18 protein-coding genes are annotated in these 16,109 nt (G+C 40.8%); 11 read left to right on the top strand and 7 right to left on the bottom strand.

Going from position 1 to position 16,109, the window contains the following annotated elements:
* Positions 1-76: 76 nt before the first annotated feature.
* The 6 genes from K1T76_RS09895 to K1T76_RS09870 form a co-directional block, all read right to left on the bottom strand.
* Positions 77-364, bottom strand: coding sequence for a PA4642 family protein (locus tag K1T76_RS09895; RefSeq protein WP_004975291.1), 288 nt, complete (start codon positions 362-364; stop codon positions 77-79).
* A gap of 93 nt (positions 365-457) precedes the next feature.
* Entirely contained in the window at positions 458-730 is a 273-nt protein-coding gene (gene minE, locus K1T76_RS09890; protein ID WP_004975292.1) for a cell division topological specificity factor MinE, read from the bottom strand.
* A 2-nt stretch (positions 731-732) separates the two neighbouring features.
* Entirely contained in the window at positions 733-1,545 is an 813-nt protein-coding gene (gene minD, locus K1T76_RS09885) for a septum site-determining protein MinD (RefSeq protein ID WP_004975294.1), read from the bottom strand.
* Positions 1,546-1,614: 69 nt separating this feature from the next.
* Positions 1,615-2,337, bottom strand: a complete 723-nt coding sequence (gene minC, locus K1T76_RS09880) for a septum site-determining protein MinC (RefSeq protein ID WP_019838277.1) — start codon at positions 2,335-2,337, stop codon at positions 1,615-1,617.
* 139 nt (positions 2,338-2,476) lie between these two features.
* Positions 2,477-3,535 (bottom strand): hypothetical protein, encoded by a 1,059-nt coding sequence (locus K1T76_RS09875; RefSeq protein ID WP_019838278.1) that lies wholly within the window; start codon positions 3,533-3,535, stop codon positions 2,477-2,479.
* Between the two features lie 16 nt (positions 3,536-3,551).
* On the bottom strand, positions 3,552-4,478 hold the full coding sequence (locus K1T76_RS09870) for an acyltransferase (RefSeq protein WP_230245237.1): 927 nt from the start codon (positions 4,476-4,478) through the stop codon (positions 3,552-3,554).
* A 256-nt stretch (positions 4,479-4,734) separates the two neighbouring features.
* Here K1T76_RS09870 and K1T76_RS09865 point away from each other — a divergent pair, with 256 nt between their 5' ends.
* The 10 genes from K1T76_RS09865 to K1T76_RS09820 all read left to right on the top strand — a co-directional run bounded on the left by K1T76_RS09865 (position 4,735) and on the right by K1T76_RS09820 (position 15,046).
* Complete coding sequence (locus K1T76_RS09865; RefSeq protein WP_019838280.1) at positions 4,735-5,388, top strand: OmpA family protein; 654 nt, start codon at positions 4,735-4,737, stop codon at positions 5,386-5,388.
* A 178-nt stretch (positions 5,389-5,566) separates the two neighbouring features.
* Positions 5,567-7,606 (top strand): UvrD-helicase domain-containing protein, encoded by a 2,040-nt coding sequence (locus K1T76_RS09860; protein ID WP_019838281.1) that lies wholly within the window; start codon positions 5,567-5,569, stop codon positions 7,604-7,606.
* Positions 7,607-7,696: 90 nt separating this feature from the next.
* Positions 7,697-8,149, top strand: a complete 453-nt coding sequence (gene dut / locus K1T76_RS09855; protein ID WP_019838282.1) for a dUTP diphosphatase — start codon at positions 7,697-7,699, stop codon at positions 8,147-8,149.
* A 220-nt stretch (positions 8,150-8,369) separates the two neighbouring features.
* Positions 8,370-9,812, top strand: coding sequence for a phosphomannomutase/phosphoglucomutase (locus tag K1T76_RS09850; RefSeq protein ID WP_019838283.1), 1,443 nt, complete (start codon positions 8,370-8,372; stop codon positions 9,810-9,812).
* A 10-nt stretch (positions 9,813-9,822) separates the two neighbouring features.
* Positions 9,823-10,728, top strand: a complete 906-nt coding sequence (argB, locus tag K1T76_RS09845; protein ID WP_230245236.1) for an acetylglutamate kinase — start codon at positions 9,823-9,825, stop codon at positions 10,726-10,728.
* A gap of 209 nt (positions 10,729-10,937) precedes the next feature.
* On the top strand, positions 10,938-11,738 hold the full coding sequence (locus K1T76_RS09840; RefSeq protein ID WP_070154347.1) for a GNAT family N-acetyltransferase: 801 nt from the start codon (positions 10,938-10,940) through the stop codon (positions 11,736-11,738).
* A gap of 148 nt (positions 11,739-11,886) precedes the next feature.
* Complete coding sequence (locus tag K1T76_RS09835) at positions 11,887-12,735, top strand: class II glutamine amidotransferase (RefSeq protein ID WP_070154279.1); 849 nt, start codon at positions 11,887-11,889, stop codon at positions 12,733-12,735.
* 262 nt (positions 12,736-12,997) lie between these two features.
* The gene (locus K1T76_RS09830) at positions 12,998-13,453 is read left to right on the top strand and encodes a bacteriohemerythrin (protein WP_026438250.1); all 456 of its coding nucleotides are present in this window, start codon (positions 12,998-13,000) and stop codon (positions 13,451-13,453) included.
* A 190-nt stretch (positions 13,454-13,643) separates the two neighbouring features.
* A complete protein-coding gene (locus tag K1T76_RS09825; RefSeq protein WP_230245235.1) occupies positions 13,644-14,729 on the top strand; it encodes a hypothetical protein in 1,086 nt (361 codons plus the stop codon).
* Positions 14,726-15,046 (top strand): RnfH family protein, encoded by a 321-nt coding sequence (locus K1T76_RS09820; protein WP_070154276.1) that lies wholly within the window; start codon positions 14,726-14,728, stop codon positions 15,044-15,046. Before K1T76_RS09825 ends, K1T76_RS09820 begins: the two co-directional genes overlap by 4 nt.
* A 55-nt stretch (positions 15,047-15,101) precedes the next feature.
* Here the strand turns inward: K1T76_RS09820 and K1T76_RS09815 are convergent, their stop codons facing one another.
* Positions 15,102-15,500 (bottom strand): outer membrane protein assembly factor BamE, encoded by a 399-nt coding sequence (locus K1T76_RS09815; RefSeq protein ID WP_004975323.1) that lies wholly within the window; start codon positions 15,498-15,500, stop codon positions 15,102-15,104.
* Between the two features lie 117 nt (positions 15,501-15,617).
* Here K1T76_RS09815 and fur point away from each other — a divergent pair, with 117 nt between their 5' ends.
* A complete protein-coding gene (gene fur, locus K1T76_RS09810; RefSeq protein WP_019838290.1) occupies positions 15,618-16,055 on the top strand; it encodes a ferric iron uptake transcriptional regulator in 438 nt (145 codons plus the stop codon).
* Positions 16,056-16,109: the final 54 nt, after the last annotated feature.

Below are 16,109 nucleotides of genomic sequence, written 5' to 3'. Positions count from 1 at the left end.
CCGCAATTCAATATTGTGGGATTTTTTTAATTCAAGCGCTTTGGCTGAGTTTAGCCAGAGATTGTATTTAAACAGTTTAAGCAAACTTGGCTAAAACTGCTAAAAAACCATCTTTTTGACGTGGAAATTCAGCAATCACATCGTGAATACGTTGACCTTCAGGATTGGTGGCATTCACATCACGACCATCGGCAACAAATTGTGTCAATAGACGTTCATAGTCGCTTGGACGCATGTGTTTAAATGCGTGATAGAGTACGTGAAAATCTGCATTCACACCTGCAGGTGGTAACTGATTTAAGTAAGCAAACACACGTTCATCCGACCATGCTTCGTTAAAGGTTGCAGGTTGAGATAATGCCATAGCAATCTCCTTTATATTCTTTTGAAAAAATAGGGCAAAATAACTTGTGTTATTTTGCCCTGATTCAATTTGCTTGACTAATCAGTATTCAGATTATCGCTCTTCAGGCAAATTGATATTCATTTCTAGCATTTCAATATTGGCTTCTGAACGTACTGACATTTGAATGTGTTGTTCATCTACCCCACGCACGTAGCGGTTCACCACTTGCATGATTTCTTTCTTCATCTGATCAATTTTTTCTTGGCTTAAGCGTTTACCAAGACCTTGTTCAGAAGCAACAATCACTTTTAAGCGATCTTTTGCTGTTTGTGCGCTAGATGGCTTATCTTCACCGCTAAATAATTTGCTCCAAAATCCTGCCATGTCTACGCTCCAAATAATCGTGCTAACCAGCCCTTAGGTTTCGCTTCAATATGGCGAAACGGACGTTCTTCACCTAAGAATCGTGCAACCAAGTCATCATAAGCCTGACCTGCAGCAGCATCGCTATACAGAATGACAGGTTTACCTTCGTTTGATGCTTGAAGTACGCTCTTACATTCAGGAATTACGCCTAAAGTAGGTACACGTAAAATATCTTTAGAAATGTCATCAATCGTCAGCATTTCTTGTTTATCGGCACGTTCTGGGTTGTAACGTGTAATACACAGGTGCTTACGGATACGGCCTTCGTTTTGTTCTACTTTTTTAGTTTTGCTGTCTAGCATACCAATAATACGGTCAGAGTCACGTACTGAAGAAATTTCAGGGTTAGTCACAATAATCGCTTCATCGGCATGATACATCGCTAAAATAGCGCCGCGCTCAATCCCAGCAGGTGAGTCACAAATAATGTAATCAAACTCTTGTGCAAGCTCATCCATAATACGTGCCACGCCTTCATCGGTCAGGGCATCTTTATCACGGGTTTGTGAGGCTGGAAGAATATAAAGGTTTTCAATATCTTTATCGCGAATTAATGCTTGTTGTAAACGCGCTTCATTATTTAAAACATTCACAAAATCATAAACAACGCGACGTTCACAACCCATAATTAAGTCAAGGTTACGTAAACCCACGTCAAAATCGATAACAACAGTTTTGTGACCACGTAGGGCTAAACCTGTTGCAAAAGATGCACTTGTAGTGGTTTTACCTACGCCACCTTTGCCTGATGTTACGACAACAATTTTCGCCACCGAATCCACTCCTGTTATGGTTTAAATTCCCCTATATTTTCTCGGGGATTTTTGGTGATTATTTATACATTAAAATTGTAGAGCTTCAAATACAAGCTCTTGGTTATCATTTAAGTAAATATGCACAGGTTTTTTGGTCACATGCTGTGGAATGTCGTCCGCAACGCAATATGTGCCTGCAATAGATACCAATTCTGCTTCTAGGGAATGGCAGAAAATTCGTGCTGCAATATTCCCGCCCGCGCCGGCAATGACTCTACCACGTACACTACCATAAATATGTATATTTCCTGAAGCAATCACTTCTGAACCGCTGTTAATGCCTGCGGTTAAAATGATGTCGCCCTGATGCTGTACCAGACATTGGCCTGTACGCAAAATTTCATCGTGATACGACGTAATATGTGCCACTGCAGGTGCCGTTTCAGCGACTTGATTTTCAGCCTGTTGTTCTGCGGCAGGCTCAGGTTTAACTTCCACCACTTGTTCTTTGGTCGCTTTCACTTCCTGAAGTGGGCGGTCTTGTGGAATCACAGGAAATTGAATGGCACGTGCCTGATCGCCCAATAGTCCTTCGGTCACCGCAATTGGCTGTGCCTCTAAACTAATGAGTAATTGAATCAGTGCAATCAGTTCCTGTTCGACTGAACTTTCAATAACCACCAAAACACCTGGTGGAAATGATTTTTGCAACATTGGGCTTAGTTGCTGGCGGATCGCATCATGATCATTGGTGTCTAAGCTAATGCGAATCGCATTGACCAATCTGCCTTTTATCCGTATGTCAGCCATAATAATTCCTTAACACTTCTGACTCTGCTGGTTGTCGAAGTCATATTATAAATAGAGCAAATCCTAGAACAAATTGGGTGAATTCTCTAGTTGCATGACTAAAAATATTTATCCCAATCGTAAAAATGTTAAAACGCACTCATGAAATATTCTGTTGTTGTCCTTCATCTAAAATTTGTTGCCATTGTTTGACTTTTACTTGTTTGCGAATGGCTTCCAAACTTTCAAATACTGCTGACTCTACTAATTTATCAATATGCTGATTATGTTCAACTTCTATCTGACTAATTTTTTCGGCAATCATTTGATACGTCGGGTTGCTGGACTGTGCGTTCGGTTGTGCAAAAGGTTCAATCAAGCCTTGGGTGATGTTTTCGCCTAGTCGCTGACCAATACTTTGAATTTGCTGTTCAATACGACCACCAACCAATGGAATCAGACGCAGAAGCTGAGTCAGCTCAGGCGTATCTTCAATGGCTTGATTGACTACCAGCCCTACATTTTTTGCAATTTGGTGGCGTTGGGCTTGCAACTCTTTACCCAAGGATTCTTGCAGAATATCCGCCAGTGCAATGGCCAGTAACTGACGATGCCGCTCGACCAAATCATCAATAAACTGTTTGTGTGTGGTGCTGGTGGTCAGTTCACGCTGTACGCCATTCAGCACAGTCAGTACCACTCGGCTACTCAGTTCTTCCATCAATAAGCTGTAATAGAAGTTGCCACGTTTATACCAACTATTTGGGATGACTTTATAACCGTGACTATGCAGGTTGTAACCAATCGCGATGGCACGTAATAAACGTAAAAAACGCAATTGCGGAATGATCGCAAGAATTTCATACCAGTGAATAAACGGGAAAAACCACCAACGTTGATGATGTTTGAAAATGATTGCAATACCCCAACGCACGCCCAACTCTACAATTAAAAAAGTGGTAAACCAGCCTTCAGTGATAATCACCCAAGGACGTAACTCGCCCCGATAAAACTGTAAGATTTCAGGCAGGCGAATAAAGTCGAACAGCCATTCACCAAAATCACTCATTAAAATGGCATTGGCACTTAAACAGAACAAGTTAAAGATGATTAAACCCATCAAAAACAAGTCATAAATTAAGGCAATTTTCCAACCCCATGAATCTTTACGTAGGGTATGGAATGAGGATTTGATTACAGGCTCTTCAGACTTTTTCATGGTTCACCTGATTGGGTTAGACCGTTGGGGCAGCAAATTTTTGTTGCATGGATTCAATCAGCTGATCTTTTTCCAACCATAATTCATGCACCCATTGCTGGAAACGCTCACGGTATTCAGCATCATCTTCGTAATTACCACCCAAGACCCAGTCTGGAATGTTGATTTTTCGTAAATTTACCGCAATGCGAGGAACTTCTCCGAGCCAGAACTCGCTATAGCCTGGCACGCCATCTGGGTAAACAATGGTCATATCCACCAAGGCATCAATTTGATCGCCCAAAATATTTAATGCCAACGCTAAACCGCCAGCTTTTGGCTTTAATAAATGTTGATAAGGCGATTGTTGTTGATCATGTTTTTCTTTAGTAAAGCGAGTGCCTTCTAAATAATTTAGCAAGGTAAAGGGCTGACTTAATAATTGTTGGCAGGCTTTACGTGCCTCTTGCATATCACGATCTTTCAGTGCTGGTTTTTTTTCAATTTGTGCTTTGCTGTGACGCTTCATCATTGGGAAGCCTAAAATTTTAAAGGCCTGCCCCACAAAGGGAATAAAGATCAGCTCCCACTTGGTAAAAAAGCGGGTCAAAGGCATGCGGGTTAAACCAAAATATTGATTTACTGTGGTATCGACCCAACTTTGATGGTTACAGGTCATCAGATAACGACCTTGCATGCTCAGCTGCAAATTTTCATCAATGCTGATATCCCATTGGGTATTGGGTAACACATGATCAATCAGCCAGTTATTTACACTGAGCCAACTGTTGGTAATTTGAATATTGGCTTCATCGACCTTACTTGACTGCTTGAAGAGTTTGGTTAAGCCTAAAGCCAACACAGGAGGGCCGTGAAAAAATGTACTGCCAGTAATGACTGTACCCACAGTGAGTCCTTTTGTGATTTTTTTTAATAAAGGCTGTTTTTTTGCTTGCGATGACATATAAATCAATCCTGAAGATAAATCGTCCAATGCGTCACGTATTTGTAGATTACTCCACTATAAATGTTGTTTTTAAAATAAAAAAGTGTAGAAGTGAAAGTGTGTAGAAATTGTGATGAAGTTATACCCAGATTTGTACATGATCATGTATATTTGTAAGTAAAAGTTTTTTTATTAACAAAAAATCAATGGTCTAAGTGTATTTTTTCATTCAATATTCAGCCTGTACAACAAAACACAAGTAAGGAGGCATGCCATGCGTGCATTAGTAATATCGACAGCAGTTGTAGGGGCAATGGTATTAACAGGTTGTCAATCGACTGGTAACAACCTTGGTGGTATGGAATATGACAAAACAGCGTTAGGTACAGTAATTGGTGCTGCTGCAGGTTATGGGGTCTCTAAAAGTAACGCAAACACAAGTGCACAAAACAACCGTGCTGCAGCGATTGGTGCTGTAGTGGGTACTGCTGCGGGTGTTTATCTTGACAATAAAGAAAAACAACTTCGTCAACAAATGGCTGGTACAGGCGTAGAAGTAAACCGTAATGCCGATGGTTCTGTTGGCTTGATCATGCCGGGTAACATCACGTTTGATACGAACAAATCAAACATCAAACCAAACTTCTATTCTACATTGGACAAAGTAGCGCAAACGCTAACCCAAGATAACAAGAGCGGTATTTTGGTAACAGGTTATACTGACAGCACTGGTAACGACGCAATCAACATTCCATTGTCACAAGCACGTGCACAATCGGTTGCAAACTACTTGGCTAGCCGTGGTGTATCAACTTCACGTATTAATGCACAAGGTCACGGTGCTGCAAACCCAATCGCATCGAATGCTACTGCAGAAGGTCGTGAGCAAAACCGTCGTGTAGAAATCAGCATTTATGCGATCCAATAATCTGGCATTGTATAAACTGTAAAGAACCGCCTTCGGGCGGTTTTTTCATGTCAAAAATTTAGTGTTGTCTAATTGCATACTCAGCAAATAGACAATGACGTTGAAAGCAGCATTTTAGATTAGTCATCTTAGGCTGAGATGACTATAATCAAGCTCGAACCGAAATAGAGGAAATACTATGTCACTGGCAAGTCAGTTAAACGACAAGCAACTTGAAGCGATGAAATACACTCAAGGACCCTTGTTAGTGCTTGCAGGGGCGGGTTCAGGTAAAACTTCGGTGATTACCCGAAAAATTGCCTATTTGGTTAAGCATTGCGGGATTCCTGCGCATCGTATTACAGCGATGACTTTTACCAATAAAGCAGCACGAGAAATGAAAGAGCGTGTGACCAAATTGTTGTCACGAGAAGAAGCTAAAGGATTATCGGTTTCGACTTTCCACACCTTTGGTCTGAACTTATTACGTTTTGAATTAAAACACACGCCGTTAAAAGCCAACTTCTCTATTTTAGATGCCGATGACTGCAAACGTATTCTGATGGACTTAATGCACCGCGATAATTTGTCGGGTGCAGAAAGCAAAGAATTGATTGCCAAAGCCATGAAGATGATTTCAGACTGGAAAAATGATCTGATTGCACCAGAGCAGGCGCATACCACCTGCGAAACGCCAGAAGACATCCAATTTGCACATTTATATCAACTTTATGAACGTAATTTACGTGCCTATAACGCGGTAGATTTTGATGATTTAATTGTAATGCCGACACGGCTTTTGCAAGAAAATGCCGAAGTGCGTGACAAGTGGCAAAACCGTGTTCGTTATTTATTGGTCGATGAGTATCAGGATACCAATACCGCACAATATATCTTGGTGAAATTACTTGTAGGTGTGATGGGGCAGTTTACTGCGGTAGGTGATGACGACCAATCGATTTACGCGTGGCGCGGTGCGAAGCCTGAAAATATGGCCTTACTGAAAGACGATTTTCCAAATTTAAAAGTGATTAAACTTGAGCAAAACTATCGCTCGACTAGTCGTATTTTAAAAGCAGCCAACACTGTTATTGGTAATAATCCACATATTTTTGATAAAAAACTCTGGTCAGATAAAGGTCATGGTGAAGTGATTCGGGTGATCACTTGCCGAAACGATGATGATGAATCAGAACGCGTGGTGAAAGACTTACTCACCCATAAGTTAATGAACGGTAAAAGCTGGAAAGATTATGCGATTTTGTATCGTGGTAACTTTCAGGCGCGCATTTTGGAAACCCAATTACGCCAAATGCAAATTCCGTACAAGCTTTCGGGTGGTCAGTCATTCTTCGCGCGTGCTGAAATCAAAGACATCATGAGTTATTTGCGTTTGATTATTAACCCTGAAGATGACAGCGCATTCTTACGCATTATTAACACGCCTAAACGTGCGATTGGCCCTGTGACTTTGGAAAAACTAGGGCTGTTTGCACAGGAAAACCATTTGTCATTATTGGCTGCTGCAGGTGATCAACGCCTGACGATGGCAATTCCGAAAAAAGCCACGACGCAGTTGGCAGAGTTTGCAGATTTTATTGGTAATTTTACTCGTAATTTATTGGAAGATGATGAGCCTGTGCCAATCATCCGTCAAATGATGCTCGAAGCAGGTTATATCGACTACATTAAAGAGCAAGCAGCTACCCCTGCGCAGGAAAAAACCAAGCTGGATAATATCGAAGTTCTATATAGCAGCATCCAAAGTTTGATTAACCGTGCTGAAGATGTCGATGAAAAGAATATTGAAAGCGTGATTCGTAAAATGGTGCTGCTCGATATGCTCGAACAGCAACAGGAAGAAGAAGACACTGATAAAGTCAATTTACTCACCCTGCATGCGTCCAAAGGCTTGGAATTTCCGTACGTGTATTTGATTGGTTTGGAAGAAGAGCTTTTACCGCATAAAAACTCGATTGTGGCAGATACTGTCGAGGAAGAACGCCGTTTGATGTACGTGGGGATTACTCGTGCACGTCAGGGCTTAACCATTACTTTGGCAGAACAGCGCAAAGCGGGCGGGCAAATGAAACAAATGACCCCAAGTCGTTTTTTGGATGAATTACCACAAGATGAATTGGAATGGCTCGGACGTAAGAAAAAGTTAGCCGGTGATGTCGATCCGAAATTACAGGCACAGCATTATTTGGAAAATTTACGTGCCCTGATTAAGCGCTGAAAAACACAGGGGGTGTTGATGCAAGTACAGCATCAAATGGCACATCGAAAATCGAAAGCACATTGAAAATTTAAAAGCAGGATAAACTTCATGAAAGTTCAAGTTAAAGTCTTAGATTCACGTTTAGGCACAGAATGGCCAATGCCAACTTATGCAACCGCAGGTTCGGCAGGTTTGGACTTACGTGCTTGTGTAGACAGCAGCACCGTGATTGAGCCAGGTCAAACTGTATTGGTCAAAACAGGTTTAGCGATTTATATTCAAGATACAGGTTTTGCAGGCATGATTTTGCCGCGTTCAGGCTTGGGTCACAAACATGGCATCGTGTTAGGTAACTTGGTGGGTTTGATTGATTCAGATTATCAGGGTGAGTTGATGGTTTCGGTTTGGAACCGTAGCCAAACTGCATTTAGTCTAGAACCTGGTGAGCGTTTAGCGCAATACGTTTTGGTACCTGTGGTGCAGGCTGAGTTTGAACAGGTGGATGAATTTGTGGCCACTGAACGCGGTGCAGGTGGTTTTGGGCATACGGGTAAAAACTGAGTTTACTGAGGTTTTAGCCTAAATCGTTTGGTAAGGTTTTACCTGAAACTTTACCAACAATTCTTGAAAAGTAACGAAAGATGTACTAATAATGACAAGTAAATCACTAGCTCTGATGAGACCATTGCACATCTATTAAAAAATCTAATTAGAATTTTCAAAATATCTCGAGCCAAGATTTATTCACTTTATGTTGGCTCATCTTTGTAGTTGTAAGCCTATGAACAATCCACAAACACTTTTTCCACAGCATATTTTTCGCGCTTACGACATACGTGGCAAAGAAACTGTGCTGACTGTGAAATTGATAAACGCGATTGCACAAGGATTGGTGCAACAATATCAACAAGAAAAGCAAACTCAAATTAGTATTGGTTATGATGCGCGTTTAAATAGTCCTGCTTATGCTGAAATTGTACGCCAGGTCTTTCTTGCCCATCAATTTCAAGTAAAGATGGTGGGTTGTTGTTCCAGCCCCATGTTGTATTTTATGGCACGACTTACGGCAGGCAATGGCATTATGCTTACGGCCAGTCATAATCCAAAATCAGACAACGGCATTAAATGGATAGTACAGGGCGAACCGCCAAGCCCTGAAATGATTCAACAAGTGGCACACGATGCAGCACCATATTATTTAAATACCGATGTAGCAACATTCCTTGAATTACAACAAGCTGACAATATCTCTCATGAATTTATTGAAGATGCGTGTCAGCAATATCAAAATGCGATATTGCAAGACCTTCATCTGGCACGCACTTATAAAGTTGTGTTGGATGGGATGTATGGCTCGGCTGGGCATTGTGCTGCTCTGGTATTGCAAAAGATGGGTTGCGAGGTAATTGCTTTACGCTGCGAAGCCAATGGTCATTTTCCAGAGCATGCACCCGATCCATCTCAAGAAAAACACTTACAGCATTTAAAAAATGCGGTGCGTGAACATCAGGCAGACATTGGCATTGCTTTAGATGGCGATGGTGATCGTGTCGTCTTGTTGGATGAACGTGCAAATGTACTTTCTGCAGATCGCTTGTTGTCCTTATTTGCAGAAATGTGCTTAAAAACCCATCCTCAGCATCAAGTGGTATTTGATGTAAAATGTTCCACCATGGTACGCAATACCGTACGTGATTTGGGTGGCGAACCAGTGATGATTCGTACAGGTAGCACCTTCTTACGTCGTTATTTGGCGCAGTCGCAAGGCAAAGCTGTATTCGGTGGCGAATATGCAGGACATTATGTATTTAATGATGGACGTGGTTTTGGTTATGACGATGGTATTTACGCAGCGCTGCGCGTGCTGGAATATTTAAGCCATAGTTCATACAGTGGCCTTTCAGCACTGATGCAGAAATACCCTGAGCGTTGCTGCACCGAAGACACTTATATCAGCACACGTAATATTGAACCGAGTATGGTTTTAAATGATGTTGAAAGTTATAGCCATCGCAGTGGGGCAGAATTAAGTAAAATAGATGGTGTAAGACTTGATTTTGAAGATGGATTTGGCATTATTCGAGCATCTAATACAGGCGAATATTTTACGGTGCGTTTTGATGCCGATAATCCATCACGACTGAATGATATTCGCGATACATTTGTTTCCATGTTAAGTGAGCGATATCCTGAAATCGCCCAAGACATTTTAGATGCTCAATAAGGAGAGGCGAATGCCACATCAACAGACTGGTATCGACAAAGCGCAAATTTTGACCGAAGCTTTGCCGTATATTCAACGTTTTGCGGGCAAGACCCTTGTTGTGAAATATGGTGGCAATGCCATGACCGATCCTGAGCTAGAAAGTTCTTTTGCTCGTGATATTGTGTTGTTAAAAACCGTGGGCTTAAACCCAATTGTGGTTCATGGTGGTGGCCCACAAGTGGATTCTATGCTCAAGCAATTGGGACGTGAGTCTGACCGTATTGATGGTATGCGTGTCACCGATCCTGCGACCATGGAAGTTGTAGAGATGGTTTTGGGCGGAAGCGTCAATAAATCTATCGTCAATTTAATTAACCAACATGGCGGTCGTGCCATTGGTTTGACGGGTAAAGATGGTAACTTGATTCGCGCACAGAAATTATTGATGCAAAAAACCACTGAAACAGGCGAAGTACAACAGATTGATCTTGGCTTGGTGGGTGAAGTGGTGGGTGTCAAAACCGATGTGTTGGAAATGTTTACTAGCAGTGACTTTATTCCAGTGATTGCACCTTTGGGTGTCGATGATGCAGGCAATACCTATAACATTAATGCCGATTTAGTCGCAGGTAAAGTTGCTGAAGCATTGGGGGCTGAAAAGTTAATTTTGCTGACCAATATTTCGGGTGTATTAGACGAAAATAAAAAACTGTTAACCGGTTTGACCACTCAGGAAGTGGATCGTTTAATTGATACAGGCGTGATTTACGGTGGTATGATTCCAAAAGTGGGTTGTGCTTTGGATGCCGTTAAAGGCGGTGTAATCAGCGCACATATTGTCGATGGTCGTGTGCCACATGCTACTTTATTGGAAATCTTTACTGATCATGGTGTGGGAACTTTAATTACCAACCGTGTCCAAGTGCGTAAATGAAACTTTAGAAAATGATCCCTAAAAGAGCTTCTCAATTGAAGCTCTTTTTTTGTATAAGACTTTGAGCACAAAACTTAAATTTTTTGATTCAGCATCCTTGAAATCGCTTTATCGCGATCCTGAAATCTTAAAGTTTTAGTCAGTGACACCGCAGTCATCATAGTGTCATGTCGCTGTCCTAGTGTAGGAGAAAACATGAGGTATCTATGATGCTACAAAAATTGAATCAGTATCGTCAGCAGTTTAGCTTTCCTATGGTGAAAGTGGGTAAAGCTCAGAAAAAAAATAGTAAAGCCACACAATATGCATTTGAATGGGTTGAAAATTTAAAGCAACTACAAGAAGTTCAGCGTTTTCGTGCAAAACAATTTTCCAAGCAATTTGGCATTGAATTTGAATCGGGTTTAGATCAGGACTTGTACGATTTTGGCTGTGAACACGCCGTACTTAGAGATAAATCTACGGGCGAAATTGTTGCCTATACCCGTTTAAAACTTTGGCAAGGGCATGAGCTTGCGAATAGTTATAGCGCGCACGAGTTCAAAATTATAGATGAGTTAGGCCATCTCTCGAATATTGTCGAAATGGGGCGTACTTGTGTGCATCCATATTATCGTTCAGGGAAAACACTCTCTATTTTATGGCTAAATTTAGTACCTAAAGTGTTATGGGAAATGCGTGCCAAACACCTGATTGGCTGTGTCAGTATTCGTTTAGAAGGCAATGAAGCGCGGGCTTATCATACTCATCAAGTGATTCAACAATTGGCTGAAAATCAGCGCTGCGATATTCAGTCACAGCAGCCGTTTGAGCCTAGTTGCCCGAGTCACAGTTTTAGCCAAGATGAACGAATTCCTAAATTGTTTGATGTTTATCTGAAAATGAATGCCAAGTTGTCTGAACAAGCATTTTACGATCGTGATTTTAACTGTTTGGACTATTTTGTTTTGTTAGATGTGAAACAGATGGCAAAGCATTTTATTCGCCAAAAGAAAGTAAAAGCATCATAACATCGTGATGAAAAAGAGATTTCTACAGCACTGCATATTTATAGAATGGTGATGTAGAAATCTATTTATATTTTTCAGATTTGAATTATGTACATGGCTGATGCACAATAATCAGATAATTTCATTATTTGTATAAAGATAAGGCCTTATGTGTCAGTTGCTTGGAATGAATTGTGCGACACCTACCGATATTACCTTTTCATTTCGGGGATTTTCGCAGCGCGCAGGAATCACCTCAGACCATTCTGATGGCTTTGGCATTGCTTTTTTTGAAGATAAAGCTTGCCGTTTATTTGTTGATAACCAATCTGCAGTAGAATCACCCATTGCAGAATTGATCCGCAACTATCCCATCAAATCGCGCAATGTGATTGCCCATATTCGTAAAGCGACACAAGGCAAAATTAATTTAGAAAATTCGCATCCGTTTAGTCGTGAGTTGTGGGGACGCGAGTGGATTTTTGCCCATAATGGTGATTTACATGACTTTCATCCACATTTATCAGGTCGTTTTACCCCTGTGGGTAATACCGACAGTGAACGAGCATTTTGTTATTTGTTAGATCAATTGGTAAATCGTTTTGGTTATGATGAACCTAGCCTGACACAAGTTTTTGATCTATTAGTCGAAATATCTCCTACAATAGCAGAACATGGCACCTTTAATTTTTGTTTATCTAATGGTCAGGCATTATTTAGTTATGCAGTGACCAAATTACATTGGTTGGTACGCGCTTATCCATTTCAACCTGCACAATTAATTGATTTAGATGTTGAGGTCGATTTTAGCCAAGTCACCACAGCAGAGGATTGTGTGGCAGTGATTACCACCGAACCTTTGACTCAAAATGAAACATGGACTGCATTTCAACCAGGTGAAATGATTTTATTTCAACATGGACGCCCAATTAAAAGCCAAATGACACATATTGCGCGATTGGAACGAGAGCGTTTAAATCCTGAACTAAGACGGATGACCAAAGCAGATCAATATTAATTTATACGGGTATACATGATTAAAAAATATCCGTTTTATTGTCGTATATTTCAAATAAAACAAGAATAAAAATGTATAAGTTGGTTAAATAATAACTTAGTCTTTTGGTAGACTATTTTGGTTTAAATTAATTTAAATCAATATGTTGAGTTGGTTTTTTGTGTTTTTAGTCAATCCCTACCAATTCACTTCATTTTTATTTAAGGTAAATACGTCTACCATTTACAGTGTGATTATTCATTTATTTCTGTAAGGTGGTCGTATGAAGATGAAATGGGTTCCAGAATACAACACTGGTATCGATGTGATTGACGATCAGCATAGACGTATCCTCGATTACATTAATGAAATTGTTGAAATTAGCGATGCCAGTGATCGAGCACGTGTAAAGCAGATTTTAGATAATATTATTGATTACACTCAGTCGCATTTTACCTTTGAAGAATCTTTACAAGAAGAAGCTGGTTATAAATACCGCGTACCGCATAAACGGGTGCATGATTTATTTATTAAAAAAATTGAGTCTTATCGTGATCGTTTCGAAATGGGGCAATCCATTGAAAGCGAATTGCATGAAGTCCTATCAAAATGGTTAATTAATCATATTCAACACGATGACGCCGATTATGTAGGGGCTGTGAAAGAGAATATGATGGGCATTATTAAAGAAAATGAGAAGAAGAAAGGTAAAGGCTGGTTCGCACGTTTCTTCTCATAAGTCTGAAGCCATAAAAAATGAAAGAATAAAAATTATAAATTCGCGCAGCAAACTAGAGGAGTTGCTGACACTATCATCAATAGATGGAGTGTTAGCAACCTCTCAGACAGTTTGCTTTTTTCTTTTTGAGGTTTTGCTTTTCCTTGATGACAAAGGCAAAATAGCCATAGATTTTTATTAGGACAGCGTCATGCAGGACAATGCTATGTCACGATGGTTATCGCCGCTGATGGCATTTGGTTTATCATTCATTATTATTGCTACACTCGCACCGATGACAGGTATTCAGGTTGAGCGTCAGCTCGACTTTTGGTTATTGTGGTTAGCAACCATGCTGATTTTGGCATTACCGATCACTTATTTGGAAATTGCCTTAGCCAAACGCTCAAAAACGACAGCATTACAAGCACTTTCAAGTTTAACTCGTGATGCCGATGCCTCTCAAAAATGGCGTTTGGTGGGCTGGCTTGCAGTGGTGTTCATTCCATTTTTAGCAGGCGGTTTGTTGTCTAATGCTGCGCAAATTTTAAATCAATATGCCGCTGCGGACTTGGCTAGTCATGTCTTGTTTGTGATTGTGGCTGTTTTAGCACTGGCATTGTCATTAGTGCCGCGTCAAATTTTATTGCTATGTACCACTGTTGCTGTTGTGGCGGCTTTGGTTTTATCGATGGTGATGGGTTCAGAACTTCCTGCATGGCAAGTCACTTCAATTGAGTTTAGCGAATGGGGGAGTGCAACTGTTTTGGCTTTGGTGGCCAGTGGTTTAGGTATGGGCTTGTACTGGCAAACTAGCTTGCAGCAAGCACAGCAACAATCTGCAGCAACCGCAACGGTATTGCCAATTTGGATTGCTCAGCTATTGGCCGTCTTTGCTTTTGCATTCTTTGCCGTACAGGTACAAATTCCAGCACTTGCTCTGGTGGTGGCAACTGTTGCAGCAGCAGCGGTTTTATTGCAATTGGCACGTGAACAATTAGCACAACGTCAAATGGCGGTTGCGATTCAGTGGATTGTATTGATTGCAGCAACTTTGGTTTGGGCAATTCCTGCCATGAGTCCAGTATTTAATTTTGCCTTGTTGCTTTGGGGCTTAGTCATTTGTTTGATTTACGCTATTTTTGCAGGCTGGATTATGAAAATCAGTCATCTGCGTAAAGCCATGAACTTTAGTAGTGAGGCGTTTTATAACATTTGGCGTATTGCGGTACGTGTGGTGTTGCCTGTATCTATCGTAGTTGCAATAGTGGCATTAATTGGACAGTGGTTCGGATGAGTCAAATGGCACAGGTTTGGGTGGCCTATGCCACACCCGAACAACAATGGCATATGACTGTTGCATTTCAGCAGGGCATGACCGTTTTGGATGCAATTCAGCAAAGTGGAATTGCAACAGCAACGACTTTATCTGAACCGTTGATGGTGGGTATTTTTGGTGTACGAGTTGAGCCGCAGCATGTACTTCAAGCAGGTGATCGGGTTGAGATTTATCGTGCTTTAACCATTAATCCGAAAGATATTCGTCGTAACCGTGCCGCAAAGAACCCTGTGGGACGTTATGCCAAAAGCAATCGCTTGAGACAATTGAAATGATTTCAAGACCCCTCAGATGAATTTCAGTGAGGGGTTTCTTTTTATTCTAAAGCGGCTATAGTGGAGGCGCGTTGAGAATCGCTTCTTTCGATCCTGGTAGACCAGGTTGAGATTCTGGAATCGTTTCCAAGCCTTCAACTTTTTCTACTATACCATTTTGATTGAAAAAGATTTTCAAATGCTGACCATGCGCGGCAGGGATCTTGGCTTTTTTAGCATAAGTTCCTGGGATATAGTTGTAAATGTAGTCCCACCGTAGCGGATTCATCGGATCGGCAATGGTTGGACTGCCCAGCAAAAAGCGAACTTGCTGATGACTCATACCGACTTGGACTTTAGACGCTTGAGCTTGGGTTAAAGGTGTACCCTGTGGAATATCGACTTTATAAACGCCCAAGGTCGAACAGCCTGCGAGCAGTGAAGTGACCAATAACGTCAACATGATTTTTTGCATTTTGCTACACTATCCCAAATTAATTATGATGCATTTGATCTTGATTCAGTGTTAGATCATACTGCATCTTAACTTTGTTGCATATTCCAACTTTAATTTTGTTGAGAGACCTTTTTCATGCCTATTTCAAACCAAGAATTACGCAAAGCTGGACTTAAAGTGACCCTTCCACGAATTAAAATCTTAGAATTATTAGAAAATTCAAAACAACATCATTTAAGTGCAGAAGAAATCTACAAAACTTTACTCGATCAGGGTGAAGATGTGGGTTTAGCAACTGTGTATCGTGTGTTAACACAGTTTGAAGCAGCGGGCATTATTGAGCGTCATAATTTTGAGAACAATCATTCTGTGTTTGAAATTATGCAGGAAGATCACCACGATCATCTCGTTTGCTTAAACTGTAGCAAAGTGGTTGAATTTATTAATGATACCATTGAAAAAGAACAGCATGATGTGGCAGAAAAATTTGGTTTTGAGCTTACAGGTCACTCGCTGAATTTATATGGTTATTGTGATGCGCCAGAATGTCGTGAAGCATTACGCAAAAAATAATTTACTAAACGTATAAAAAATAGGCTTGCGTATGCAAGCCTATTTTTTTGTGTT

Origin of the sequence: Acinetobacter sp. PW68 (assembly GCF_020982655.1) — a bacterium.
In the GTDB taxonomy this organism is placed as follows: Bacteria; Pseudomonadota; Gammaproteobacteria; order Pseudomonadales; family Moraxellaceae; genus Acinetobacter; species Acinetobacter towneri_A.
The sequence above is the reverse complement of the archived record's forward strand: the minus strand, read 5'-3'. Positions and strand labels throughout refer to the sequence as shown.

Bases quoted from the DNA above. Each gene is read 5' to 3' on its own strand.
- K1T76_RS09825 (WP_230245235.1), top strand. From the start codon at position 13,644: ATGCAGGACAATGCTATGTCACGATGGTTATCGCCGCTGATGGCATTT.
- K1T76_RS09865 (WP_019838280.1), top strand. From the start codon at position 4,735: ATGCGTGCATTAGTAATATCGACAGCAGTTGTAGGGGCAATGGTATTA.
- K1T76_RS09835 (WP_070154279.1), top strand. From the start codon at position 11,887: ATGTGTCAGTTGCTTGGAATGAATTGTGCGACACCTACCGATATTACC.
- K1T76_RS09830 (WP_026438250.1), top strand. From the start codon at position 12,998: ATGAAGATGAAATGGGTTCCAGAATACAACACTGGTATCGATGTGATT.
- K1T76_RS09895 (WP_004975291.1), bottom strand. From the start codon at position 364: ATGGCATTATCTCAACCTGCAACCTTTAACGAAGCATGGTCGGATGAA.
- K1T76_RS09840 (WP_070154347.1), top strand. From the start codon at position 10,938: ATGCTACAAAAATTGAATCAGTATCGTCAGCAGTTTAGCTTTCCTATG.
- fur (WP_019838290.1), top strand. From the start codon at position 15,618: ATGCCTATTTCAAACCAAGAATTACGCAAAGCTGGACTTAAAGTGACC.
- K1T76_RS09870 (WP_230245237.1), bottom strand. From the start codon at position 4,478: ATGTCATCGCAAGCAAAAAAACAGCCTTTATTAAAAAAAATCACAAAA.
- minE (WP_004975292.1), bottom strand. From the start codon at position 730: ATGGCAGGATTTTGGAGCAAATTATTTAGCGGTGAAGATAAGCCATCT.
- K1T76_RS09875 (WP_019838278.1), bottom strand. From the start codon at position 3,535: ATGAAAAAGTCTGAAGAGCCTGTAATCAAATCCTCATTCCATACCCTA.
- dut (WP_019838282.1), top strand. From the start codon at position 7,697: ATGAAAGTTCAAGTTAAAGTCTTAGATTCACGTTTAGGCACAGAATGG.
- argB (WP_230245236.1), top strand. From the start codon at position 9,823: ATGCCACATCAACAGACTGGTATCGACAAAGCGCAAATTTTGACCGAA.
- K1T76_RS09815 (WP_004975323.1), bottom strand. From the start codon at position 15,500: ATGCAAAAAATCATGTTGACGTTATTGGTCACTTCACTGCTCGCAGGC.
- minC (WP_019838277.1), bottom strand. From the start codon at position 2,337: ATGGCTGACATACGGATAAAAGGCAGATTGGTCAATGCGATTCGCATT.
- K1T76_RS09860 (WP_019838281.1), top strand. From the start codon at position 5,567: ATGTCACTGGCAAGTCAGTTAAACGACAAGCAACTTGAAGCGATGAAA.
- K1T76_RS09820 (WP_070154276.1), top strand. From the start codon at position 14,726: ATGAGTCAAATGGCACAGGTTTGGGTGGCCTATGCCACACCCGAACAA.
- K1T76_RS09850 (WP_019838283.1), top strand. From the start codon at position 8,370: ATGAACAATCCACAAACACTTTTTCCACAGCATATTTTTCGCGCTTAC.